20 protein-coding genes are annotated in these 22,796 nt (G+C 68.9%); 7 read left to right on the forward strand and 13 right to left on the reverse strand.

The window, feature by feature from the left end; translation table 11 throughout:
- Positions 1-12: 12 nt before the first annotated feature.
- From AC5JJ2_RS23345 to AC5JJ2_RS23355, 3 genes are all read left to right on the forward strand, one after another.
- Entirely contained in the window at positions 13-3,399 is a 3,387-nt protein-coding gene (locus tag AC5JJ2_RS23345; protein WP_495860441.1) for a virginiamycin B lyase family protein, read from the forward strand.
- 552 nt (positions 3,400-3,951) lie between these two features.
- Positions 3,952-4,629, forward strand: coding sequence for a hypothetical protein (locus AC5JJ2_RS23350; protein ID WP_495860442.1), 678 nt, complete (start codon positions 3,952-3,954; stop codon positions 4,627-4,629).
- Between the two features lie 218 nt (positions 4,630-4,847).
- A complete protein-coding gene (locus tag AC5JJ2_RS23355) occupies positions 4,848-5,702 on the forward strand; it encodes a hypothetical protein (RefSeq protein ID WP_495860443.1) in 855 nt (284 codons plus the stop codon).
- Positions 5,703-5,717: 15 nt separating this feature from the next.
- Here the strand turns inward: AC5JJ2_RS23355 and AC5JJ2_RS23360 are convergent, their stop codons facing one another.
- Positions 5,718-8,819, reverse strand: coding sequence for a PSD1 and planctomycete cytochrome C domain-containing protein (locus AC5JJ2_RS23360; protein ID WP_495860444.1), 3,102 nt, complete (start codon positions 8,817-8,819; stop codon positions 5,718-5,720).
- A 75-nt stretch (positions 8,820-8,894) separates the two neighbouring features.
- Between AC5JJ2_RS23360 and AC5JJ2_RS23365 the strand changes: the two genes are divergently transcribed.
- Positions 8,895-9,404 (forward strand): NUDIX hydrolase, encoded by a 510-nt coding sequence (locus AC5JJ2_RS23365; protein WP_495860445.1) that lies wholly within the window; start codon positions 8,895-8,897, stop codon positions 9,402-9,404.
- A gap of 7 nt (positions 9,405-9,411) precedes the next feature.
- On the opposite strand, the gene AC5JJ2_RS23370 is transcribed toward AC5JJ2_RS23365, so the two are convergent.
- On the reverse strand, positions 9,412-9,942 hold the full coding sequence (locus tag AC5JJ2_RS23370; protein WP_495860446.1) for a TlpA family protein disulfide reductase: 531 nt from the start codon (positions 9,940-9,942) through the stop codon (positions 9,412-9,414).
- A gap of 245 nt (positions 9,943-10,187) precedes the next feature.
- Between AC5JJ2_RS23370 and AC5JJ2_RS23375 the strand changes: the two genes are divergently transcribed.
- Both AC5JJ2_RS23375 and AC5JJ2_RS23380 read left to right on the forward strand, forming a co-directional pair.
- On the forward strand, positions 10,188-10,529 hold the full coding sequence (locus AC5JJ2_RS23375) for a hypothetical protein (RefSeq protein ID WP_495860447.1): 342 nt from the start codon (positions 10,188-10,190) through the stop codon (positions 10,527-10,529).
- Positions 10,530-10,647: 118 nt separating this feature from the next.
- Positions 10,648-11,022, forward strand: coding sequence for a hypothetical protein (locus AC5JJ2_RS23380; protein WP_495860448.1), 375 nt, complete (start codon positions 10,648-10,650; stop codon positions 11,020-11,022).
- A 73-nt stretch (positions 11,023-11,095) separates the two neighbouring features.
- Here AC5JJ2_RS23380 and AC5JJ2_RS23385 read toward each other — a convergent pair whose 3' ends face one another.
- The 8 genes from AC5JJ2_RS23385 to AC5JJ2_RS23420 all read right to left on the reverse strand — a co-directional run bounded on the left by AC5JJ2_RS23385 (position 11,096) and on the right by AC5JJ2_RS23420 (position 18,242).
- Positions 11,096-12,001 (reverse strand): Rpn family recombination-promoting nuclease/putative transposase, encoded by a 906-nt coding sequence (locus AC5JJ2_RS23385; protein ID WP_495860449.1) that lies wholly within the window; start codon positions 11,999-12,001, stop codon positions 11,096-11,098.
- A 6-nt stretch (positions 12,002-12,007) separates the two neighbouring features.
- Positions 12,008-14,497, reverse strand: coding sequence for a DNA gyrase subunit B (locus AC5JJ2_RS23390; protein WP_495860450.1), 2,490 nt, complete (start codon positions 14,495-14,497; stop codon positions 12,008-12,010).
- Positions 14,494-14,877 carry a DUF5615 family PIN-like protein gene (locus AC5JJ2_RS23395; RefSeq protein ID WP_495860451.1) on the reverse strand — a complete coding sequence of 128 codons (384 nt, stop codon included), beginning with the start codon at positions 14,875-14,877 and terminating at the stop codon, positions 14,494-14,496. Before AC5JJ2_RS23395 ends, AC5JJ2_RS23390 begins: the two co-directional genes overlap by 4 nt.
- Positions 14,870-15,178, reverse strand: a complete 309-nt coding sequence (locus AC5JJ2_RS23400; protein WP_495860452.1) for a DUF433 domain-containing protein — start codon at positions 15,176-15,178, stop codon at positions 14,870-14,872. Before AC5JJ2_RS23400 ends, AC5JJ2_RS23395 begins: the two co-directional genes overlap by 8 nt.
- A 23-nt stretch (positions 15,179-15,201) precedes the next feature.
- Positions 15,202-15,336 carry a DUF6980 family protein gene (locus AC5JJ2_RS23405; protein WP_495860453.1) on the reverse strand — a complete coding sequence of 45 codons (135 nt, stop codon included), beginning with the start codon at positions 15,334-15,336 and terminating at the stop codon, positions 15,202-15,204.
- A gap of 25 nt (positions 15,337-15,361) precedes the next feature.
- The gene (locus AC5JJ2_RS23410) at positions 15,362-15,664 is read right to left on the reverse strand and encodes a DciA family protein (RefSeq protein ID WP_495860454.1); all 303 of its coding nucleotides are present in this window, start codon (positions 15,662-15,664) and stop codon (positions 15,362-15,364) included.
- A 105-nt stretch (positions 15,665-15,769) separates the two neighbouring features.
- Positions 15,770-16,894, reverse strand: coding sequence for a DNA polymerase III subunit beta (gene dnaN / locus AC5JJ2_RS23415; protein ID WP_495860455.1), 1,125 nt, complete (start codon positions 16,892-16,894; stop codon positions 15,770-15,772).
- Positions 16,895-17,261: 367 nt separating this feature from the next.
- Positions 17,262-18,242: a helix-turn-helix domain-containing protein gene (locus AC5JJ2_RS23420; protein WP_495860456.1), complete on the reverse strand. Its 981-nt coding sequence runs from the start codon at positions 18,240-18,242 to the stop codon at positions 17,262-17,264.
- Positions 18,243-18,382: 140 nt separating this feature from the next.
- Here AC5JJ2_RS23420 and AC5JJ2_RS23425 point away from each other — a divergent pair, with 140 nt between their 5' ends.
- Positions 18,383-19,375: a fatty acid desaturase family protein gene (locus AC5JJ2_RS23425; RefSeq protein WP_495860457.1), complete on the forward strand. Its 993-nt coding sequence runs from the start codon at positions 18,383-18,385 to the stop codon at positions 19,373-19,375.
- An 18-nt stretch (positions 19,376-19,393) separates the two neighbouring features.
- Here the strand turns inward: AC5JJ2_RS23425 and AC5JJ2_RS23430 are convergent, their stop codons facing one another.
- The 3 genes from AC5JJ2_RS23430 to AC5JJ2_RS23440 form a co-directional block, all read right to left on the reverse strand.
- On the reverse strand, positions 19,394-20,533 hold the full coding sequence (locus AC5JJ2_RS23430; RefSeq protein WP_495860458.1) for a cysteine desulfurase family protein: 1,140 nt from the start codon (positions 20,531-20,533) through the stop codon (positions 19,394-19,396).
- Positions 20,534-20,566: 33 nt separating this feature from the next.
- Complete coding sequence (locus AC5JJ2_RS23435; RefSeq protein ID WP_495860459.1) at positions 20,567-21,670, reverse strand: hypothetical protein; 1,104 nt, start codon at positions 21,668-21,670, stop codon at positions 20,567-20,569.
- A gap of 206 nt (positions 21,671-21,876) precedes the next feature.
- Positions 21,877-22,770: an alpha/beta hydrolase gene (locus AC5JJ2_RS23440; RefSeq protein WP_495860460.1), complete on the reverse strand. Its 894-nt coding sequence runs from the start codon at positions 22,768-22,770 to the stop codon at positions 21,877-21,879.
- Between the last annotated feature and the right edge of the window lie 26 nt (positions 22,771-22,796).

Below are 22,796 nucleotides of genomic sequence, written 5' to 3' on the forward strand. Positions count from 1 at the left end.
AGGTTCCACACCATGAAGAAGTCCATCTCGTCCCTCCGCGGGCAGCCCCTCCGCCGCGGGTTCCGCCTCCGCTGCGAGCAGCTCGAAGACCGGTGGGTTCCGGACGGGGCCAGCGACTTCACCACCGAGTTCTCCGCGGGCATCACGCCCGATTCCGCGCCCGCCGGGATCGTCGAGGGGCCGGACGGGAACCTCTGGTTCGCCGAGTTCGCCGCCAGCCGCCTCGGGCGGATCACGCCGGCCGGCGTCGTCACCGAGTTCGCCCTGCCGGCCGGCCGCGGGCCGCTGAACCTCGCCGTCGGGTCGGACAACAAGCTCTGGTTCACCGAGAACAGCGGCGACCGCATCGGCCGGATCGACCCGCTCGCGGCCGACGTGCTGGCGTCGCTCGTCGAGTTCGCCGTGCCGGGGGCCGGCAGCGCGCCCAACGACATCGCCGCCGGGCCGGACGGGGCGCTCTGGTTCACCCAGAGCGGGTCGGACCAGATCGGCCGCGTCACCACGGCCGGCACGATGACGGAGTTCGACGTGCCCGGCGTCGGCAGCACGCCAGCGGGCATCGCGAACGGGCCGGACGGGGCCGTGTGGTTCACCCAGGGCGGGTCCGGGCAGATCGGCCGCATCACCACGGCCGGGGTCGTCACCGAGTTCACCGTGCCGGTCAACGGGGCCGGGTTCAGCGACCCCGAGGACATCACCGCCGGGCCGGGCGGCCACCTGTACTTCACCGACTTCGGCCGGTCGCAGATCGGCCGGCTCACCACCGACGGGCAGTTCACGCAGTTCAGCCTGCCGATCAACCGCGGCCCGCACGGGATCGTCGCCGGGCAGGACGGGGCGCTCTACTTCACGGAGGCCGCCAGTAGCCGGATCGGCCGGCTGCCGGCCAGCGCGCTCTTGCCGGGCAAGGCCACGTCCGGCCAGCCGCCGCTGATCGAGTACGACGCCATGCTCGCGTCCGCCATCGCGCTCGGCATTACGAGCACGAAGTCCGGCGACCTGTGGTTCACCCAGAACGCCGCGAGCAAGGTGTCGCGGATGAAGTTGCCGCTGGTGCAGATCACCGCGGCCGCGACCGGGCCGGTCGTCGAGGTGTACGACATCAAGCTGAACACGCTCCGGACGTTCACCCCGTTCCCGGACTTCAAGGGCGACCTGAGCGTCGCCGTCGCCGACTTCAACGGGAACGGGACGCCGGACGTGATCGTCGGCGCGGGCAAGGGCGGCGGGCCGATCGTGAAGGTGTACGACGGGTTCGACAACGAGCTGTTCGCCACCTTCTTCGCGTTCGACCCGAGCTTCCGCGGCGGCGTGTCGTTGGCCGGCGACCACCTGACCACGGACGGCAACGCCGAGATCGTCGTCGCCGCCGGGCCGGGCGGCGGGCCGCACGTCAAGGTCATCGACGGCACGAAGCTCGCCCAGCTCCAGGCGAACGGCGTCATCGCGGACTCCGCCGTCCTCGCCAGCTTCTTCGCGTTCGACCCGGCGTCCCGCGGCGGCCTGTCCCTCGGGGCCGGCGACGTGACCGGCGACAACCGGGCCGAGATCGTCCTCGGGGCCGGGCCGGGCGCGGACGCGCTGGTGAAGGTGGTGGACGCCACGAAGTTGGCCCAGGTGCAGTCGAACGGCGTCATCGCGGACGCGGCCCTCGTCGCGAACTTCCTGGCGTTCGCCCCCGGCTTCACCGGCGGCGTGTTCGTCGCCGCCGGGTACGAGAACGGCGACAACGTCCGGGACGTGATCGTCGGGGCCGGCAACGGCGGCGGGCCGCACGTCAAGGTCGTCAACGGCACGAAGCTCGCCCAGGCGACGGGCGGCACGCTCGTCCCGGACGCGGCGCTGGCGGCGAACTTCTTCGCGTTCAGCCCGGCGTTCCGCGGCGGCGTCCGCGTCAGCGCCGACGACCTGACGGCCGACGGCCAGACGGAGATCATCCTGAGCGCCGGCCCCGGCGGCGGGCCGCACGTCAAGGTGATCGACGCGAACAAGCTCGGCCAACTCGGGGCGGACGCCCAGATCGCGGACGCCGCGCTGATCTCCAGTTTCTTCACCACGGACGGGGCCGAGCGGCGGGGCGTGTTCATCGCGTCCGACGCCGACCACCGGGACGGCCCGATCAACGGCCCGCCGGGGATCACCATCACGAACAGCCGGCGGGACATCAACGACATATTCGTGTTCCAGTCCCCGGCCAACCCGGCGAACACGGTGTTCAACATGACCGTCAGCCCGTTCTCGACGGCGACGACGCCGAACACGTTCGACCCGACGCTGCTGTACGACTTCCGGGTCGCCAACCGGGACCTGCTGAACACGACCGACGACATCGTCTTCCGCGTCACGTTCGGCCCGCCGGACGCGGCGGCCGGGAACCAGCAGGACACGGTGGTGCGGGCGCTGCCGGCCGCGCGGTTCGCCGGGACCGGCGGCGTGCTGGTGAAGGGGTTCACGAACAAGAACGTGCCGGTCCGCGGCGTCGGCGGGGCCGGGACGGCCCAGTTCCGCGCCGCCGAGCAGGACGACCCGTTCCTGTTCGACGCGGCGGGGTTCAACGCGCTGCTGAACAACCCGGACGCCGTCCAGGGCGTGGTGGACGGCGAGTACCCCCGCGGGACCGGGACGTTCGGCCCCGGCGGGACGCCGGCCTTCGACGCCCCGAACTTCTTCGGCCCGAACGTCAACACGCTGGCGCTGACGCTCGAGGTCCCGTCCGACCGGATCACGGCCGCCGGCAGCACCGGGATCGGGTTCTGGGGCCGGATCGAGTTCAACGGCGTGCAGACCGACCGGATGGGCCGGCCGGCCATTAACACGGCGCTGATCCCGCCGATCCCCCGCGGGGCGGCCGTCCCGGCCGGGTCCGGCGGCACGGACATGCGGAACGCGTTCAACGCCGCCCACCCGCGGGACGACCGGGCGACGTTCACCGCCCCGATGGTGGACACGCTGACCCGGTTCTACCCGGCCGGGCGGCCCGGCGGCGTCCCGAACGCCGACCAGGCGGCGGTGGTCGCGGGGTTGCTGCTGCCGGACATCCTGCCGTTCGACACGTCGAGCAACGCCGGGTTCGCCGGCGGGTTCGTGGTGAACAACGGGACGACGTTCCTGGGCAACGGCCGGAAGCTGAGCGACGACATCATCAGCACGGAGTTGTCGGTGCTGACGGACGACGACCTACCCGCGGCGCTGGGCGGCGGCCCGAACCCGCCGGCGCTGGTGACGCAGAACGTGCGGGACGACAACGGCACGAACCTGACGGACGGGTCGATCGACCCGCCGGCCCCGCGGGGCGGCGGCGCGGCCGGGACGGGGACGCAGCGGGCGGCGGTGTTCCCGTACATCGGCGCGCCGAACCCGAACCCGACGGCCGTGCCGGGCACGCGGCCGCCGGATTGATCGCGGCGAGGCCGACGGAGCCGATGCCGAGCAGGTCCCGGTGGAATGCTCGGCTCGGCTCTCACTTCTCAATAGTTTCCCGAATCCGCGTTAACGGGCGGGTCGTACTGTTGTCAGTTCCGCCATCATCGACGACTTCTTCGTCTCGCGGTTCGCCCCACTCGGTCCGAACGTCTGACGGTCCGTTTTTGTCCGTCCGTTGTCCCACAAAGCATTCGGCACGTTCGCGATTTCCGCGGGGCAGCCCCTTTCGTGCCGGCCGTCGGCCGCGGGGGCCGTGCCGCGCTCGCGCTGGGGTTGTCCATGTTCGAGTTCGGTTTCTTGCTTCGACCTCAAAATAGACTTTTTGACCAGTTGCCCGCGGGTCGCGGTGCCGGGGCGTCGCTCCATACGTGGCGGGGCGAAGGCGGGTCCGGTTTATCGCAATCGGGGATTGGGTAATCAGACGTTCGGCCCCTACAGCCGCTGACAAAACCCCGGTTCGACCAGGAGCAGAAAAGCCAGGCTGCAGATTATGTCAGGGCCTCTTACTCTTCGATCGGGAGGTGAACGATGTACAAATCGCCGGCGATAAAAACGGACGGTCCCGGTTTGGAAACTCCGGACGGCCGTGAGGTCCTCGACTACGTTGCTGCTCTGTTCAAAGGAACCCTGCCGGTCTGGCCGGGCGCTTACCTGATCGTTACCGGTCGCAAGACCTACCTCGAGGTCTCGAAGCGGGGGCTGACGGACCGCGGGGTCCCCTGGCACAAAATCCTCACCGTCCTCGACTGGGAAGGCCCCAGCACGAATCCCGAGGCCCGCGTCGTTAAATATGAAATCGAGTACAGGCCGTTGCGCAAGGTGACGGCCGTATTTACCCCGGAATCGGGCGGTTCTCCGGTCGAAGTGCATTACGAGATCACGCCCGACGGCACGGTCGTCGAGGCGGGCGGTCAATTGACGCTCTTGAAGGACTTCCTTTGGAACAAATCGGGACAAGTGGTGAAGGTCGCCGTGAAACTGAAAGGGTTAGCCGAGCTCGACTTCGCCACGCAGAACACGGTGAAAACCGTGCTCAAGGGCAAGATCACGGGCGTCTATGACGTTACCGTGACGAAGGGGATCAGCGTGGAGCTGTACCTCGATACGTTCGTCAAGCATGCCACGGCGAAAGACCCGGACGAACCGAACAAACCTCAGACCAAGTTCGGCGCGGAGGTCGGTGGCAGCGTGAAATTCTACTGGTAGGGGGGGTCGATCCGCGGAAGGCGCGGCCCGACGACGCGGGGCGCGCCGGGCCGCGCGCTGCCGGGGTGCGCCGTGCCCGCCGCCGCCGGGTTGCTCGCCGGCCGATCACATCAAACCGCGAAAAATCCCCGACAATTCTTGGCCGATCCCGCCCCCGTTTCCGGATTAACCATTCCGACGCGGGACGCCCGCGCAGAAACTCCCCCAGGACCACGGCCATGAACGCGCTGGAGCTGCAGAAGTACGAGAACTGGTGCAAGGTGTCGCCGCAGAAGGTGTACGTCGATGTCCTTGCCGCCGGCGGGTGGAAGAACGTCTTCCGCAACGACCTGCCGCCGTGGGCCAGCCGCGTCCGCAACTACTTCAACGTCACCCCGCGGTGCCTCAAGCGGCTGCCTGAAGACGTGGCGAAGAAGGCCGCCAAGCGGGTGCAGCGGTTCGTGTTCGAGCTCGAGTGTCATGCGGTACAAACGTACAACAACAAGCCGCAGAACCGGCTGAAGAACGCGGACGGCACGCTCGCCCCGCCGGTGTTCAAGGTCCCCGCCGGCTGCCCGGCCGGGCCGAGCGACGAGGTCACGTCCTTGTGGTGGACCGACGAGATCGCCGTCCGGTTCGCCATGACCGACTTCGTGTACAAGGACGAGTGCGGCCGGCTATGGTACCAGATGGCCGCCGGGTCCACCATCTTCCACTACGGCAAGCCGGTGAAGGTCAAGGCCGTCGAGGCCACCTACGTGGCCGCCAAGGGGCAGAACGACACGCCGGTGTACAAGCTCATCAACCCGGACAACTCCGGCGGGTCGAACGAGATCATCCTCAAGAACCCCGGCCCGTACGACATGATCGGCGAGGTCGGGCAGGAGTTCGCCGTGGACCCGATGCTGGAGAAAGTCCCGAAGTACCAGGGGTCGTACAACTACGCGGACACGGCCATCGTCGGGCTGAACGCGCACGACCGGCTGGACATGAAGCCGCACTCCGGGCGGGAGGGGTTCTACCTGAACCCGGCCGACCGGTACAGCCCGCTGCAGACGCGGAAGTTCCCGCCGCGGGCGGAAGTGATGTCCTGACCGGGGCGGGGCCGGTCACTCCTTCGTCATCGTCTCGTCGAGGTTCAGCAGCACCCGCGCGACCGTCACCCACGCGGCCAGCTCCGCCGGCGTCGTCGCGTTCGGCAGCTTCCGCGCGTCCTCCGGCTTCGCCACCGCCACCGCCCACGGGTCGGCCTTCGGGTCCGAATACTTCGCCGCGGCCTTGTCCAGCAGCTCCTTCAGGACGGCCGCCTCCCGCTCCGTCGGCGACCGGCTCGTGCAGAGGCGGAACGCGAACGCCAGCCGCTCCGGGGCGGTCTCGCCGCCCTCCCGCACGGCCCGCAGGCCGAGGGCTTGCGCCGCCTCCACGAAGATCGGCTCGTTCATCGCGGTGAGGGCCTGGAGCGGCGTGTTGGAGCGGGATCGCTTCACGCACGCGAAGTCGCCGGTCGGGGCGTCGAACGCCTGCAGCGCCGGGTACGGGATGCTGCGGAACCGGAACACGTACAGGCTGCGGCGGTAGCGGTCCGGGCCGGTGCTCTCGGGCCACACCTTCGGGCCGTAGCTCGCCGGCGGTTGCGTCAGGAACGCCGGGATCGGCGGGTAGACGCTCGGCCCGCCGACCGTCGGGTTCAGCAGGCCGCTGGCCGCGAGGACGATGTCGCGGACGAGTTCGCCGTCCACGCGGAAGCGGGGGCCGCGAGCGAGGAGGCGGTTGGCGGGGTCTTTGGCCGCGAGTTCCGGCGTCACCTTCGAGGATTGTTGGTAGGTGGCGCTCGTCACGATGAGCTTGTGGAGGCGCTTGACTCCCCACGGACGTTCGTCCGTGGGCTTTGTTGGCTCCATGAATTCCACCGCGAGCCAGTCGAGCAGCTCCGGGTGACTTGGCGGGTCGGATTGCTTGCCGAAGTCCTCGGACGTGGCGACGATGCCCGTGCCGAAGTACGCCTGCCAGACGCGGTTCACGAACGCGCGGGCCGTCGTCGGGGCCTTCGCGTCCGTCATCCACTTCGCCAGGCCGATCCGGTTCGGCGGCAAATCCTCCGCGGCCGGGTTCAGGAACGCCGGCGTGCCGACGCCCACCTTCTCGGCCGGCTTCAGGAAGTCGCCGCGCTTCAGCAGGTGCGTGGGGCGTTCCTCCGTGCGCTCGGTGTAGACGAGTTGCGACGTGCCGACCGGGTGCTCCTTCCACTGCCGCTCGACCCGCTCGGCGTAGTCCTTCCACTCCGGCACGGTCCCGCGGAACGCGGCGAACACGGCGTCCGCCTGCGCCGGCGTCCGCTGCTCGGCCGGGATCGTCTCGACGATCGCGCGGACCTTCGCCGGCAGTGGGTCGGCGACGGGGGCCTTCGCGTCGGTGACGCTCAGGCGGAACCGGCCGAGGTTGTTGTTCTGGTTGTCGTCGCTGTTCCACCCGCCGTGGTTCTGCACCAGCTTGAACGTGACGGTCGCGCCGGCCGGGACCTCGACCGGCTTCTCGAACACGAACACGGCCTTCCGCGGCACGTTGCTGCGGCCGCCGCCGACATCGGGGGACCAGGCCGTGTCGTTGTTCCCGTCGATGGCGAACGCGACGGGGCCGGTGGTGCGGTTCCGCTTCGACTTGTTGTCGAAGATCGCTTCGAGCGGCTTCTCGACCGAATTCGCGTCGGCCGTGGCGCTCACGATTTTCACCGCCTTGCCGTTCACTTCCACTTTGAACTCGGTGAGCGCGAACAGCCCGTAGATGGAGCGGCCCGGCCCGCCGCGGGGCAGGTTCGGGTCGTTGAGCAGCTCCAGCCGCGCCGCGGTGATGGTCTTCAGTTTCGTCGGCCCGGCGAAGTCGGTCGTGTGCTGCGTCGGGGCGTACCCGCTCGCGTAGATCGAGCCGTCGGCCAGCAGCGTGTGCTTCTGCCCGCCGCTGGCGTCCAACTCGGGGCGGATCACGTCCCACGCCGGCTGGTCGCCCTTGACCTTCGCCTCCCACGCGGCCTGCTTCTTCGCCCAGTCCGGGAACTTGTGCTTCAACTCGCCGTCGATGTCCTTGATCTTTTGGAAGATCTCGTTCCGCCGCATCTGCTCGTCCGGCGTGTAGACGGTGACGTTCCCCTCGTGCGCGTTGTTCAGGTACGCGAACAGCCGGTAGTAGTCCGAATGGGTGATCGGGTCGTACTTGTGCGTGTGGCACTGGGCGCACTGGATCGTGAGGCCGAGCATCCCCTTGCCGATGGCGTCCATGCGGTCGAACATCGCCTCCATGCGGAACTGCTCGGGGTCGATGCCGCCCTCCTCGTTAATCATGCTGTTCCGCAGGAACCCGGTCGCGACGACCTGGTCCTGCGTGGCGTTCGGCAGCAGGTCGCCGGCGAGCTGCTCCGTGAGGAATTGGTTGTACGGCAGGTCGCGGTTGAACGCGTTGATGACGTAGTCGCGGTAGAAGTGGACGAACCGCGGCTTGTCCTTCTCGTACCCGTCGCTGTCGGCGTACCGGGCGGCGTCGAGCCACAGCCGGCCCCACCGCTCGCCGTAGTGCGGACTCGCGAGCAGCCGGTCCACGAGCTTGCCGTAGGCGTCCGGCGAGTTGTCGTTGAGGAACGCATCGACTTCCTTCGGCGTCGGCGGCAGGCCGATCATGTCGAGGTAGAGGCGGCGAACGAGCGTCGTCTTGTCCGCGGGGGGCGACGGCTTCAGCCCTTCCTTCTCCAACTTCGCGAGGACGAAGGCGTCGATGGGATGCGTCGCGTTCTTGGGCACGGCGGGGCGAGTCGGCGCGACGAACGCCCAGTGCGTGGCCTTGTCCTCGTTCGACAGCGAGTCCGGCCAGACCGCGCCGGCGTCGATCCACTTGCGGATGACCTCCACCTTCTCCTTCGCGAGCGGCTTCTTCGGCGGCATGACCGTGTCTTCGTCCGCGCTGGCGATGCGGCGGTACAGCTCGCTCTCGGCGGCCTTCCCCGGCACGATACCGACCTTCTTCGACTCGCCGCCGCGCTTCGCCCGGCCGCGGATGTCGATGCGGAAGTCCGCGGTCCCCTTCTTCGCGTCGTGGCACTTGTAACAGTTCTCTTTCAGGATCGGCAGGACGTGCTTCTCGAAGCTGACGGCGTTCGGGTCGCCGTCGGCGGCCGCGGCGAGCGGCAGGGCGAGCAGCACCAACAGGGAGCGGAAGCGCGGCATGGTCGTGCCCGGTGGGAGGTCGGATGCGATAGGTTCATAATATCGGGCGGTGAACCGATCCCGTACAACACACCCATGCTCCCCTGCGACCACTTCCGCCACTGCCCGCGGTGCGCCGCCGCCGTCGAGCCCGGCGCGAACCCGCTGCACTGCCCGGCGTGCCGGTTCACGTTCTACTTCAACCCGACGCTCGCCGCGGCCGCGTTCATCCGCCGGCCGGACGGCCGGTACGTGTTCATCCGCCGCGAGCGGGACCCCGGCAAGGGGCTGCTCACCGTGCCCGGCGGGTTCGTCGATGTCGGCGAGACGGCCGAGGAAGCGCTCGTCCGCGAGGTGCGGGAGGAGGTCGGTCTCGAAATCAGCGGCATCGAGTACGTCTGCTCGCTGACGAACCGGTACCTCTACAAGGACGTGACGTACCCGGTGTGCGACCTCATGTTCCGGGCCGTGGCCGTGGACCCGGCCGCGACCGTCGTCGGCGACGGCGCAACGGCCGTGGAGTGGGTTCGCCTCGAAGACGTGGCCCCGACCGACCTCGCGTTCCCGAGCGTGCGGCGGGGCCGGGAGCTGCTCCTCGGCCGGTAGCCGCCGGTCAGTGCTCGGCCGGCGGGGCCGTCATCTTCAGCGCCTCCTCGATCGCGCGGTCGAGCTTCGCGACCGCGTCGTCCGGGGCGGCGTGGTGCCACCGGCCCTGGTCGGCCGACCCGCGGACCTTGCCGTCCGGCCCGACGACGAAGAACGTCGGCGCGACCAGGTGGCCGGGCATCATCACGTTGTTCACCGTGCCCAGCTTCGCGACCGCGTCGGCCGGCAGCCCGTACCCGGACGGCCACGGGATGGCGTGCGCCCGGACGAACGCCTCGGCCGTCGCCTTCGGCTGGTCGGTGACGCTGATGAACTGCACCCCGCGGTCGCGGTACTTCGCGTGCAGCCGGACCAGCCCGGGGGCGGTGGCCCCGCAGTACGGGCACCACGCCGCCCACACGTCGAGGACGTGGACCTTCGGCCCGTCGGACGCGAACGGCTTCGGGTCGCCGTTCAACCACCCGGCGCACGCCAACTCCGGCACCGCCTCGCCGCGGGCCAGCGGGCCGCGGACCGGCCCCGCGATCGGCGGCCGCATCGCCCCCGGCGGCCCGCCCGGCGCCGGGGGAGGCGGCGGTTCCCCGCCGCACCCGACTAACAATCCAATCCCAAGAACCCCCGCCGCCGACCGCAACCGAGACCGCTTCAAGGGTGTCACTCCACCGGGCGAACGGATTCATTCCCCTCCCGATGATACCGACCCGTCGGCCACGAGAAATGAACCGGCGATGAATCTTCCGCCTCATAAATTGACGCCGTCGCCCGGCGGGGGATTCATGAACGATGCGTGAACGATTCGCGGTCGGATTGGTGCTAGTGTGCCTCGGCGGGTGTTCGGACCCGCGGGCGGCCGAGGACCTCGACCGGCGGACGGTCGCCGAGGTGAACGCCCTGGCGGACGCGCTGGACAAGGACGACGCGGCGGCCGCGGCCGCGCGGCTGGCCGCCCTCCGGGGGCTGGTCGCGGCGGCGAAGCGGGTCCGCGTGTCGAAGGCGGACAACGAGGCGCTGATCGCCGCGTTCCGCGGCCCGCAGCAGGCCGCCGCGGACCGGCTGACGAAGGCCGCGGCCGCCGCGAAGGCGCGGGGGAAGATTCGCCTCGAAGACTTGCCCGTCCCGCCGTGACGGGTCATTCCGGTTGCCCGCGGGCGGCGAACCGGGTACGCTCGTTCCATCATCGGCCGGCCCGCCCGTCTCGTTCGGCCGCAGGCCCGGCCGAGCCTCTCACGAAAGGACTCCGCCGATGCGTGCGCTGTTCGCGGTCGGGATCGTCGCCGTGTTCGCCCTCGGGCTGACCGGGTGCGGCAACCAGAAGAAGGGCGAGGAACTCGCCCAGCAGATGATCGACGAGATGAACAAGATGTCCGACGCCCTGGAGAAGGGCGACATGGCCACGGCGAAGGCCGGCCTGACGAAGCTGAACGAGCTGGCGAAGGCGGCGAAGGACGTGAAGGTGACGAAGTCCCAGGACAAGGCGATCGAGGACAAGTACAAGGGCCAGTTGCAGGCCGCCCAGGAGCGGATGCAGAAGGCGCTCATGGCGGCCGCGACCAGCGGCAAGGTGACGCCGCAGGAACTGATGGCGTTCGGCGAGGAGGCGTCGAAGATGGGGAAGTAACGGCGACGCCGCCGGAAGGGGCGCGGGCGCGGCGGGTCGCCGCGACTCCCTTCCGGATACGTTGCCAGACCGCTTACAGGACCAAGTCGTCGGCCGCCGCCAACGTGAGGACTTGCCGCAGCGCCGCCTGGAGCGCGGCCGGGTCGGTCGCCCGTTGAATCTTCGCGTCCACGGCCGGCGGCACGCGACCGAACTTCTGTTCGAGTAGCGTCACGAGCGATAGCCGCAGGCCCTCCACCCGGCCCTCCACCCGGCCCTCCACCCGGCCCTCGGCGAGGCCCTTCGCGAGGCCCTTCTCTTCGCCCTCTTCCAAAATCAACTGATACGTCGAAGACTCCTTCATCTTCTGCACCCCCAGGAACAGCGAGCGGATCAACTGCTTATCATACCGCAGGCCCATCAGGATGAAACCTTCCGTCAGCAGCCGGTCCCGGAGGGCGGCGTCCGGCACGTCGCGGTCGATCCGCTCGGCGAACCGCTGCACCACCTCCGGCAGCCGGTGCCGGGCGTCGTTCGTCAGCAGGCCGAGCGGCGTCAGCCCGATGCCGCCGGCGAGCAACTGATCGGCCGACAACTCCCAGACGCGGACCACGTCGTAGTGGAAGCGCAACAGCGGCCGCCCGTCGGCCCGCGCCCGCGCGAGTTCGCCGGTCAGCGCCGCCGCGTTCGCCTCCGGCCGGAGCAGGACCGCCAGCGAATGCACCGGCCCGCCGTACCGCCCGTGCAGCAGCACGTTGTACTCCAGCAGGCGGTCGGGCAGCTCGCCGTCCCAGCTCGACTGCACTTCGAGGTGCAGCACGCCGGCCGCCCCCGGCAGCCGGAACACCTTGTCGGCCGCGACCGTGACGGCGGGCAATTCGGGGTCGAGGACTTCGAGCGGTCCGCCGGGCAGCCCGAGGTGCGGCGCGAACCCCGCGACCCAGTCGGGGGCGTGGTCGTCGAGGATTTGCTTCAGCGTGGCGTCGTAGGGCTTGGGCATCGGGCGTCACGCCCCGCCGTAGTCGATCGCGTCGGGGTCGTCGATCCGGTGCTTCAGGATGAAGTCGCGGCGGCCCTCCACCTCGTCCCCCATCAGCGTCCGGAACATCTTCTCCGCCGCCAGCGCGTCGGCCATCGTCACCCGCAGTAGCGTCCGCCGCTTCGGGTCGAGCGTCGTGTCCCACAGCTCCTCCGGGTCCATCTCGCCGAGGCCCTTGAACCGCGTGATCGTCATCCCCTTCTCGCCGAGCTTGCGGACCTCCGCGGCCAGCTCCCGCAGGTGCTCGAGGTCCCGCCGCACGTCGCCGCTCTGCAGCCGGAACCGCACCGGCGGCTCCCGCCCCGCGACCCGCGGCAGCGGCACGAGGTCCGTCTCGTCGAACCCGGCCTCCTTCAGCTTCGCGATGGCCTTGTTGATCGCCTTGACCTCGTGCCACTCGTCCACGCTGAACCGCGTCGCCTCCTCGGCCGCCGGCTTGCCGTCGGCCGCGACGGCCTGCGCCGTCAGCGCGTCGCTCACCGCCAGGTCCTTGCCGAGCTTCGCCGACTGCTCGACGCGGAACGCCTCGACTTCCTCCTGGGTGTGGAAGAAAAACTCCTTCGTGCCGAGCTTGACGTGGAACTGCGGCAGCCCCTTCGCCGCGTCGTACCGCTTTAGGAACGCCGCCAGCGTGTGCCCGCGGCGCTCGAGCGTGACGGACCCTTCCGCCACGTCCTCGATCAGCGGGAACAGCTTCTTCAAGTCGTCCCCGCCGATCGCCCGTTCCGGCGCGTCCGGCTTCGTCACGACGAGGCTCGTGTTCGCGAGGCCGCGGCTCATCAGCTCGCCGCCCATCGCCTCGCGGGTGGCGATGAACCGCACGTCCTTCTTCTGCGTCACCTTGTACAGCGGCGGCCGGGCGACGAACACGTTGCCGTCCTCGATCAGCTTCCGCATCTGGCGGAAGAAGAACGTCAAGAGCAACGTGCGGATGTGCTGGCCGTCCACGTCGGCGTCGGTCAGGATGACGATCTTGCCGTACCGCAGCTTCGCCACGTCCTCGGCGTTGCCGATGTCCACGCCGACGGCGGCGATGAGCGCGGCGATCTCCTCGTTCTTGAGGAGCTTCTCCATCTTCGCCCGCTCGACGTTGAGCACCTTGCCCCGCAGCGGCAGCACGGCCTGGAACACGCGGTCCCGGCCGCTCTCCGCCGACCCGCCGGCCGAGTCCCCTTCGACGAGGAACAGCTCGCTCTGGTCGCGGTCGCGGGTGGAGCAGTCCATGAGCTTGCCGGGCAGCCCGCCGCCGCCGAGCAGCTTCTTGCGGTCGATGAGCGCGTCGCGGGCCTTCCGGGCGGCGATCCGGGCCTCCGCCGCCAGCGACACGAGCTTGCAGATCCGCGTCGCGTCCTTCGGGTTCTTCTCCAGGTACTCGGACAGCGCCTCATAGAGAACGCTCGAAACAATCCCTTCGACTTCCGGGTTGTTGAGCTTCACCTTCGTCTGCGACTCGAACAGCGGGTCCGGGTGGCCGAGGCTGACGACGACGGTGAGGCCGAACCGGAAGTCCTCGCCCTTGAGTTCGAGGTTGTCCTTGAACTGGTTCTCCTTCTTGCCGTAGTTCGTGATCGCCCGCGTGAGGCCGGCGCGGTAGCCGGACAGGTGCGTGCCGCCGTCCGGGTTGTAGGCGTTGTTGGTGTAGCACCGCTCGATCTTGTCCTCGCGCCGCGTGTACTGCAGGGCGATCTCGACCGCGACGTTATCGACTTCCTTGTTCACGTAGATGGGCAGGTGTTCGACCACCTCGCCGGTGTTGAGGTACTCGACGAACTCGGCGATGCCGCCGGCGTAGACGAAGTCCTCCTGCTTGTTCTCCCGCTCGTCGGCGAGCGCGATGTGGAGGCCGCGGTTGAGGTACGCGATCTCGCGGAACCGGTCGGCGAGGATGTCGTAGGAGAACGTGAGGTCGCCGAAGAGTTCCGGGTCCGGCTTGAACGTGATGGTGGTCCCGGTGACGCCGCCGGGGGCCGGGCCGATGTTCTGCAGCGCGCTGGTGGCGTACCCGCGCTCGAACTCCATCTGCCAGACCCGCCCGTCGCGGCGGACCTCGGCCTCGCACCACTCGGAGAGGGCGTTCATGGCCTTCGCGCCCATGCCGTGCAGCCCGGCGGACACGCGGTACGCGGCGTTGTCGAACTTGCCGGACGTGCCGGCGATGGTGAGGGCCTCTTCGAGCGTGGACTTGCCGGTGTCGGCCTTGACGCCGACCGGGATGCCGCGGCCGTCGTCGGCGATGGACACGGACCCGTCGACGTGGAGGGTGACCTTGATGTGCTTGCAGTACCCGGCGAGGGCCTCATCGACGGAGTTGTAGACGATCTCGTAGACGAGGTGGTGAAGCCCGGCGGTGGACGTGTTGCCGACGTACATGCCGGGGTTCTGCCGGATGTGCGCCGCGTCTTTGAGGGTCTTCATGTTCTCTTCGGTGTACTCGACTTTCGCGAGGTCGGTGCTCATCGGGGGGAGCGTCCTTTCTGGTGAGATTTAGAGTATTCCACGTGGTTGAGCATGTCGGCGGCGGTGTAGACGCCGTGGACGGTCAGCAGGGCGCGAATCAACAGGCCGAACGCTTGCGAGAACTTGTCGTAGTCGGCGAAGGCGATGCCCGCGTGGTCCTCGGCCCGCTGCTGGAAGTCGGCCGCGAGGAACAGGTAGTCTTGATCGTGTGAAACCATGACCCGCCCGAGCGAGGTCGCGTACCGCAACTGTTCATCGTCCGGGTAAGTCCGGCGGCCGGCCTCGGCCACGGTCAACACATCGACGCCGTGCCGCCGCAGCCCGGCGATCACGGCGTTCGAGATGTGCTCGTCGGTGAAGTAGCGGACCGCGTCAGCCACCCCGCTTCTCCCGCAACGTGGGGAACTGGGCCCGCAGTCGGTCGGCTATTTCGCGGGCGTCGCGGAAGTCGCCATCGATTTCGTCCTTGTGGTCGAAGTAGTACGCGAGGGCCGCGTACACGTCGGCGAGGGTGATCGACGGGAATTGATCGACGATCTCGTCCGGCGACAGGCCGCTGCGCTCGTGCAGGCCGACGACATCCATCACACGAACCCGGCTGCCTGCGACGCACGCGCGGCCGCCACAGACGCCGGGCGTCTTCGTGATGTGTTCCTTGCTGACGCCCAGTTCCGTCGCCATGATGTCGCTCCTCCGGGTCGCGGCTAAACGGTCTTCGCTTCCCGCTCAATCAACTCATCCAACTTCGCACCACACCATGGGCAGTGTTGAATCGCGATGACGGAACTTCCGCCGTCGTGAACGATCAGCCCGTGCCGGCGGGCCTTATGTCCTCGCAACAGTGGCGGTGCATGGGGTCGGTCCTCACCACGCCGCCGCGCGGAACTTCAGGTCGGTCACGGCCGTGCCGGGGAGCAGCCGCCGGAGGTCGGTCAGCAGTTGTCGCTTGTGGAACTGCGCCAGCTCCTGCAGCAGCACGCCGTTCTTGACCTCCACCTCCAGCACGCCGCGGCGCATCGCCGCCACCCGCGTGTCGGCCGACCGCGCCGGGCCGACCGCCTCCGCCCACGCCGACTCCAGCCGCACCCGCTCGCTCTTGCGGCCCCACCCGCGGGCGGTGAAGAGCTTCGCCAGGATGTCGGTGAGGTTCTCGGGTCCGTCGGCCATAGTAGTAGGCACACTCCGTGTGCCGTCTCCTCATTGTCACCGGAACCTGGATGAACCCGCCGACACGCCGAACAGACGGCACACGGAGTGTGCCTACTACTATGCTCAGCCGGTCAGCGGCATCACCAGGTACAGGTAGTCCTCGCCCAGCCGGAACACCGCCGGCTTTTGGCCGTCGGTCATCTCCAGCCGCAGCGTCGGCTCGCTCTCGACCGCCCGCAGCATGTCGATCAGGTACTGCGGGTTGAACGCGATCTCCACCTCGTCCCCCTTGTAGTCCGGCAGCTCCATCGTCACCTCGCCGCGGCCGTGGTCCGCGCCCCCCTCGGCCGTCAGCGTCAGCTTGCCCGGCTCGAACTTGAACTCGACCCGCTTCGACTCGTCGTCCGTCATGATCGCCGCCTGCCGGACCCGCGACAGGAACTCGGCCGTCGGCACGTTCAGCGTCACGCCCGGCTTCTTCGGGATGATGTCCCGGTACGGCGGGAACCGCCCCTCCACCAGCCGCGTGTGGATCAGCGCCCGGCCGGTCTGGAACATCGCCTCGTTCGCGTTCAACACCACGCGGATCGACTCGCCGTCGTCCGCGAGGCTGCGCTCGAGCAGTTGGATCGCCTTCTGCGGCACAAGGTGCGACTGCGGCTTCGCGTCCTTCGTCCCGCCGTGGATGTCCGCGACGCCCTCGGTCAGCGCCAGCCGCCGGGTGTCGGTCGCGACCAGCCGGGCCTTCTTGCCTTCCGCTTCCCACAGCACGCCGGTGACGGCCCAGCGGGCGGTCGCCTCGGTCTTGTCGGCGGCGAACGCGGTCCGCTTAATCATGGTCCGCAGGATGCCGGCGTTGACCTCGTGGTACTTGCCGCCGTCGTCGAACGCCGGGATGTCCGGGAACTCGTTCGTGTCGCCGCCCGGCAGGTTGAACCGGCCGGTGCTAGTGCGGACGAGCGTGCCGTTCTCGTCCGTGTCGAGCGTCACGTCCGGGTCGGACGACTCCCGCAGGATCGAGATCAGCTTGTTCGGCTGGAGCAGCGCCGTGCCCGCGCGTTTGACTTCGATGCCGCGGAGTTCGTACCGGACGCCGATCTCCAGGTCGGTCGCCATGAGGAAGAGGGCGTCGTCTTGTGCGACGGCCTTGATGCACTGGAGGACCGGCTTCGTGGTGCGGGCGGCGGCCGCCACGCCGACGAGCTGGCAGGCGGTCAGCAGCCAGTCGCGTTGACATTTCACTTTCATGGGAAGGGATGCTCGTTAGGGGGTCTGGTTAATCTGGGTCACACCGCGAGTTTTCGCGGACTTTGTGTGAACTCCTCTATCCCTCGTCTGGCTCTCTATCCGATCTCTGGTTTAAGAACACGGCAGTAGCAGTAAGGCGACGCCCGGTCCTGTCGCGCACCGCCGGGAGTCTTGTCCGTTCGCCTGCAATTTCAGGCGCGACGACCGGGTTACCCCTGTGGACAACCCGGCGCGCCCTCGTCGATCCTGTGGCGCGCCGGGCCGCGCGATTGTTGGTCCTTCGATCCCGGTTGTTATTCTGCCCCGTGCGCGCCACCCACGATCCTTCGCGCGCCAGTCGCGCGCCGGGTTGTCCACAGGCCGCGCGTCAATCCAACCTCGACCGCAGCTCCCGCACGACCCCGGCCAACTCCTCGTCCTTTGCCAACAGCTCCTCGACCTTACGGACCGCGTGCAGCACGGTCGAATGGTCGCGGCCGAACTCCCGGCCGATCGCGGGCAGCGACCGCTTCGCCGACACGCGGGCGAGGTAAATCGCCACCTGCCGGGCGAGCGCGACCGTCTTCAGCCGCGACGAGCCGCGAATCTCCTTCGCCGTCACGCCGAACGCGGCGGCCACGGCCGCGATGATGTCGCCCGCGTCCGTCGGCTTCGCCGCGTCCGCCAGCCGCTCGATCACGTCGTCGCGGCTCAGTTCCTCCAGCGGCCGAACCGTCGCCTTCAGCGTGTTCAGCATCCCCAGCAGCGGGCGGAACCCGCCGGGGGACTGATCGGCCAGCCACCGGGCCGCGTCGTCGGCGAGTCTCACCCGCAACCGGTCCGCGTGAAACGTCAGCAGCTTCAATCGCGACGCCGGGGAGAAGCCGACCAGCGGCACGACCAGCCCGGCCGACACGCGACTGGTCAATCGCCGCGGCAGGTGTTTCAGCACCGCCGGGCCGACGTTCGCCGTCAGCACCGTCGCCCGCCGCCGGGCCGTCCGCGCGTCGAGCAGCCGCTCCGCGAAGTCCGCCGCCCGCTCCGCCAGGTGCTGCACGTCCTCGATTACCAGCAGGTCGCACTCGCGTAGCCCGGCGAGCGAATCGTCCTCGTCCGGCCGCGGGTCGATGTCGTTCGCCGCGACCACCCGGACCGTGTGCCCGGTCGCGGCCGTGACGGCCCGCACCAACTCGCCGACGAGAGCCGTCTTCCCGGTCCCAGTCGGCCCGTGCAGCACGAGCGGGTTGAACGGCAGCCGCCCCCGCTTCGGCCGCGTCAGGGCCGTCGCCAGCCGCCGGACGGCCCGTGCCGCGGAGCGATTTTCCGGCAGCGGCAGCACGTCAACGACGGGGGGTGCGAGGAGCGTCATTTGTCTGGAAATTCTAGCAAAAATGCGCACTTGCACCAACCCGAATACCGTCCAATCGCGGCGGCAAAAGGGGCTGAAACTAAGGAATTTGCGGCCCCCGCGGGCGGCCGGTCCCGGCCCCGCTAAAATGACGGCTCACCATGACCCGCATCGAGAAGCAAACGCTCCGCGCCCTGCACCGCCCCGGCTGGCGGGGGACGTGGTTCGTCCTCGGCTTCGGCACGCTCTTCTACGCCCTCGTTGGCCTCACGGTCTACTGCCTGGCGGAAGCGCTGTACTGGCCGGCCGCGGCGCTGGTCCTGGTGAACACGTACCTGTCGCATTCGCTGGTGATCGCGTTCCACGAGGCTGCGCACGGCAGCCTCTGCCCGTGGCGGCCGCTCAACGAGTACCTCGGCCGCGTCATCGGGCTGCAGGCGTTCATCAGCCTCTCGCTTTACCGGGAGCTGCACCACTGGCACCACGCCCACCTCGGCACGCCCCGCGACGAGGAGTTCTGGCCGTTCACCGACCCGGCGAACGCGAAATGGAAGCGGCGGCTCGCCGCCATCGGGGAACTGTTCTTCGGCGTGTTGTACACGCCGCTCTTATACTTCCGCGCCTACATCCGCACCGGGTCGCGGATTCAAATTCCTGTATACAGACGAGTCATGATCTGGGCCGAGGTTCTCGCGCCGTTCCTGGTGTGGGGCGGCGTCACGGCCGTCACGATCTACTATGAGGTTTTCACCTACTACCTCATCAGCTACCTCGCACCGGCCTTCCTCGCCGGGAACGTTCAAAGTTGGCGGAAGTACATCGAGCACGTCGGCCTGACCGGCGACAGTTGGGCGACGCTCACCCGCGCCATCCGCCCGCCGACAACGGCCGGGCACGTCGTCTCGGAGTCGCTATTGCACGAGCCGTACCACGACCTGCACCACCGGTATCCGAAGATTCCCTACGAGAACCTACCGCACGCCGCGGCGGTCGATCCGCCGACCGACGGCGTGCCGCTGTTCCCGTCGTACCGTGCGGCGCTGTGGGACTTGTTGAAGGCGCTACCGGACCCGAAGTTCGGCCCGGCGTGGAAGTTGAGAATTGAGCCACAGATGAACACAGAAAACACAGATAAAACCGAAATCATGATTTGATTCATTTCTGATCAGTTTTCATCCGTGTTCATCTGTGGCTGATGTCCTGGTCCTTTTCACGCACGCCGCGATCGTCTCGGCGGCCGCGTCGATCTCTTCCTCCGTCGTCGTTTCGCCCAGGCTGAACCGCATCGCCGACTTCAGCACGTCGTCCGGCACGCCCATCGCGGTCAGGACCGGCGACGGCAGCAGCGACCCGCTCGAACACGCGGAGCCGGTCGAGCACGCGACGCCCGCCAGGTCGAGGCTCATCAACAACAGGTCGGCGCGGCAGCCGGGGAAGGACACGTTCAGCGTCGTCGGCAGCGAGTCGGCGTCGCCGGGCGGCGGGCCGTTCACCACGACCGGCGGCACGGCTTCGCGCAGCCGGTCGAGCAGCCGCCGGCGGAGGCGCGTCAGTGACGCCGCGGTGTCAGTCATGGTTCGCACGGCGTGGTCGAGCGCGACGGCGAGGCCGACGGCCAGCGCGACCGGCTCCGTGCCGGGGCGGTGGCCCCGCTGCTGGTGGCCGCCGAACAACTGCGGGCGAAGGACGGTTCGCCGCTTCACCAGGAGCGCGCCGACGCCGGGCGGCCCGCGGAACTTGTGGGCCGACAGCGACAGCGACGTGACGCCGAGGTCGCGGAAGTTCACCGGAATTTTGCCGACGGCCTGCGCCGCGTCCGTGTGGACGGGGCCGAGTTGCGCGAACGCGCGGACGGGCTGGATCGCGCCGGTTTCGTGGTTGGCGAGTTGGAGCGCAGTCAGGGCCGCCGAAGGCGGCTCTTGTTCCCTCCCCCCCAAGGGGGGAGGGAACAAAACCACGCCCCGCGAATCGACCAGCAGCCACTCGACCGTGAACCCCCGCGCGGCGAGCTGCTTCAGCGGCTCCGTCACGCACGGGTGCTCCAGCGGCGACGCCGCGATGCGGCCCGGTTGCTCACCGCACAGGCCGAACAGCGCGAGGTTGTTCGCCTCCGTCGCGCCGCTCGTGAAGATAACTTCCTCCGGCAACGCCCCCAGCAGCGCCGCGACCCGTTCCCGCGCGTCCTCCAGCGCCCGCCGGGCCTGCCGGCCGGCCGCGTGCGACGACGACGGGTTGCCGAACGCCGCCGCCTGCATCGCGGCCTGCGCGGCGGGGAGCACCGGCGTCGTCGCGTTGTGGTCGAGGTAGATCATCCCGGCATTTTACCGGGCGGCCGGGGGTCCCCGTCAGTGGCCGCGGTAGATGCCGTTGAACACGATGACGCGGACCGCCCGCCCGCCGATGTTCCGGACCTCGACCGTCCCGGACAGCCGGAGGTCGCCCGGTGCCCCGTACGCCCGCAGGTTCGTCATCCGCACCTTCAACTCGAACGGCTCCTTCTGCTTGATCCCCGAGTCCCCGGTCCCGAACGTCGGGATGAAGCCGTCGTGGAGGGCGGTCTGAAACAGGTTGGCGACCTCGACGCCGTACACGGACTTTAACTCGGCCAGCGTGATGGGGTCGATCGTCGCGTGCAGGTCGCCGACCAGGTGGACGGTCCCCGGCGGCAGGTTCGACACGCCCGACTTGACCTCGGCCGCGTTGTTATTGTTGTTGCTGCTGCTGCCCTCGGACCGGTTGCCCTTCGACCGGCTTCGCGTCGCCTGCTCGATCTCGTCGATGGCCTCGGACAAGTCTTGAACCAGCGCCTCCAACTGGAGGGCCAGGGCGGTGGGGTCGCTCGACAGGATCGCCTCGCGGAAGTTCTCCAGGAGTTTCTGGGCCGTCTTGACGATCCTCGAGAGGTCGCGGGTGGACTTCTTGTAATCCGCCAGCACCTTCTCCGCGTGCCCCATCGCCCGCTCCGCCCGGTCGATGAGGCGGTGGATCTCGCGGGCGGCGTCCTTCAGGTACTCCCGCTGGGCCGTCACCGCGTTGAAGCTCAAATCGACCTCCTTCTTCCCTTCCTTAATCTCCTCCTTTTCCTTCTCCTTCCCCTTGTCCCGCTTCGGGGCCGGCTCGACTTCCTGCTTGCCGTCCTTCACCGGCTCGGCCGACTTCCGGAACGGTGGCAGCGGCCGCCCGCCCGGCCCGCGGGCCGGGCCGTCTTCCAACAGGATCATGTACTCCAGCCACCGCTTGTACCCCTCGCACGTCTGCATCAGCCGGCCGAACAGCAGCAGGTCCATCTTCGGGCTGGCGACCTTGCCGGCGAAGTACTTCCGCATGAACTTCTGGGCCTCGGCGTCCATCTTGTCCCGCTCGTCGAGCGGGGAGTAGCCGGGCAGGAGCAGGTCGCGGATCGGCGGGTCGGGGTTGGGCAGGACGACGGTGGGGGAAGCGGCGGCCATGGGTGCGGTCCTTCGGGTGGCGGGCGCGACGGGGACACGCCCCCGCGAGCGACCGACCGGCCGGGCGACGCACCCCCGCGCCGGCCGGGTTCGGACCGTGCCGGTCTCGCGGGCGACTGCTCGGAGGGTCAGACGATGGCCTGTCAGTGCCGCCGATTGTGCGGCCGAACGACCGCCGTGTCAACAGAAATGTCCGCCGCGGCCGATCACTCTTTCTTCAGCTTCGCCCCCGGCTTCACGGCCACCGTCGGCCCGCCGGTCAGGTAGCCGAGCGACGCCAGGAACCGGTCGGCCTCCGCGGCCGTCGCCTCGCACCACGGGGAGCGGTTGAAGAACCCGTGCGGCTGCCCCGCGGCCGTGAACAGGTCCGCCCGCACGCCCAGCTCCTTGGCCTTCTTGGCGTACTCCGTGCCGTGCGACTGCATCTTGTCGTCCGTGCCGAAGAAGATCACCGCCGGCGGCGCGTCCTTCGTCAGGTACAGCGTCGGCGAGATCGCCCTCGCGATGTCGCGCCCGTTCGCGCCGGGGACCTCGCGGCCGCCGATGTTCGTCAGGTCGAGCGCCGGGTTGAACAGCACCAGCGCGTTCGGCTTCGCCGACGCGGCCGGGTCGTCCTTCGCGTTAAATCCTTCGACCAGCGCGCAGCACGCGGCGAGGTGGCCGCCGGCGGACCCGCCGGAGGCGATCACCTTGTCCGGGTCGATGCCGAGCTTCGCCGCGTTCGCCCGGACGTACCGGACGGCCGACTTCGCGTCCTCGACGGCCACGTCCGGCGTCGTCTTGTGCTTCGACTCGATCCGGTAGTCGGCGGAAATCGCGACGATGCCGCGGCTGGCGAAGTATTCGGATTGGGGCACGAACTGCGTGTACGCGCCGTTCTTCCACCCGCCGCCGAAGAAGAACACGACGACCGGCCGCTTGTCCGCGGCCTGCCACCCGGTTGGGTAGTGGACGTGCAGGCGGAGTTCGCCCTGGGGCGTCTTCTTGAAGACGACCGCCTGGTACACGACCTGCGTGTCGGTGAGCTTGACCTGCCCTTTCTTCTGCTGCGCCGCGACGGGCGAGGCGAGGGCGGCGAGAAGGACGAGCGAGCGAAACATGGGGAGGCTCCGCGGGGAAGGGGAAC

This window comes from Limnoglobus sp., assembly GCF_059499385.1.

Excerpts from the sequence above, each read along its gene's own strand:
- AC5JJ2_RS23375 (WP_495860447.1), top strand. The coding sequence starts at position 10,188 with ATGCGTGAACGATTCGCGGTCGGATTGGTGCTAGTGTGCCTCGGCGGG.
- AC5JJ2_RS23365 (WP_495860445.1), top strand. The coding sequence starts at position 8,895 with ATGCTCCCCTGCGACCACTTCCGCCACTGCCCGCGGTGCGCCGCCGCC.
- AC5JJ2_RS23420 (WP_495860456.1), bottom strand. The coding sequence starts at position 18,242 with ATGACGCTCCTCGCACCCCCCGTCGTTGACGTGCTGCCGCTGCCGGAA.
- AC5JJ2_RS23385 (WP_495860449.1), bottom strand. The coding sequence starts at position 12,001 with ATGCCCAAGCCCTACGACGCCACGCTGAAGCAAATCCTCGACGACCAC.
- AC5JJ2_RS23435 (WP_495860459.1), bottom strand. The coding sequence starts at position 21,670 with ATGGCCGCCGCTTCCCCCACCGTCGTCCTGCCCAACCCCGACCCGCCG.
- AC5JJ2_RS23440 (WP_495860460.1), bottom strand. The coding sequence starts at position 22,770 with ATGTTTCGCTCGCTCGTCCTTCTCGCCGCCCTCGCCTCGCCCGTCGCG.
- AC5JJ2_RS23360 (WP_495860444.1), bottom strand. The coding sequence starts at position 8,819 with ATGCCGCGCTTCCGCTCCCTGTTGGTGCTGCTCGCCCTGCCGCTCGCC.
- AC5JJ2_RS23390 (WP_495860450.1), bottom strand. The coding sequence starts at position 14,497 with ATGAGCACCGACCTCGCGAAAGTCGAGTACACCGAAGAGAACATGAAG.
- dnaN (WP_495860455.1), bottom strand. The coding sequence starts at position 16,894 with ATGAAAGTGAAATGTCAACGCGACTGGCTGCTGACCGCCTGCCAGCTC.
- AC5JJ2_RS23350 (WP_495860442.1), top strand. The coding sequence starts at position 3,952 with ATGTACAAATCGCCGGCGATAAAAACGGACGGTCCCGGTTTGGAAACT.
- AC5JJ2_RS23400 (WP_495860452.1), bottom strand. The coding sequence starts at position 15,178 with ATGGCGACGGAACTGGGCGTCAGCAAGGAACACATCACGAAGACGCCC.
- AC5JJ2_RS23430 (WP_495860458.1), bottom strand. The coding sequence starts at position 20,533 with ATGATCTACCTCGACCACAACGCGACGACGCCGGTGCTCCCCGCCGCG.
- AC5JJ2_RS23355 (WP_495860443.1), top strand. The coding sequence starts at position 4,848 with ATGAACGCGCTGGAGCTGCAGAAGTACGAGAACTGGTGCAAGGTGTCG.
- AC5JJ2_RS23380 (WP_495860448.1), top strand. The coding sequence starts at position 10,648 with ATGCGTGCGCTGTTCGCGGTCGGGATCGTCGCCGTGTTCGCCCTCGGG.
- AC5JJ2_RS23370 (WP_495860446.1), bottom strand. The coding sequence starts at position 9,942 with ATGCGGCCGCCGATCGCGGGGCCGGTCCGCGGCCCGCTGGCCCGCGGC.
- AC5JJ2_RS23410 (WP_495860454.1), bottom strand. The coding sequence starts at position 15,664 with ATGGCCGACGGACCCGAGAACCTCACCGACATCCTGGCGAAGCTCTTC.
- AC5JJ2_RS23345 (WP_495860441.1), top strand. The coding sequence starts at position 13 with ATGAAGAAGTCCATCTCGTCCCTCCGCGGGCAGCCCCTCCGCCGCGGG.
- AC5JJ2_RS23425 (WP_495860457.1), top strand. The coding sequence starts at position 18,383 with ATGACCCGCATCGAGAAGCAAACGCTCCGCGCCCTGCACCGCCCCGGC.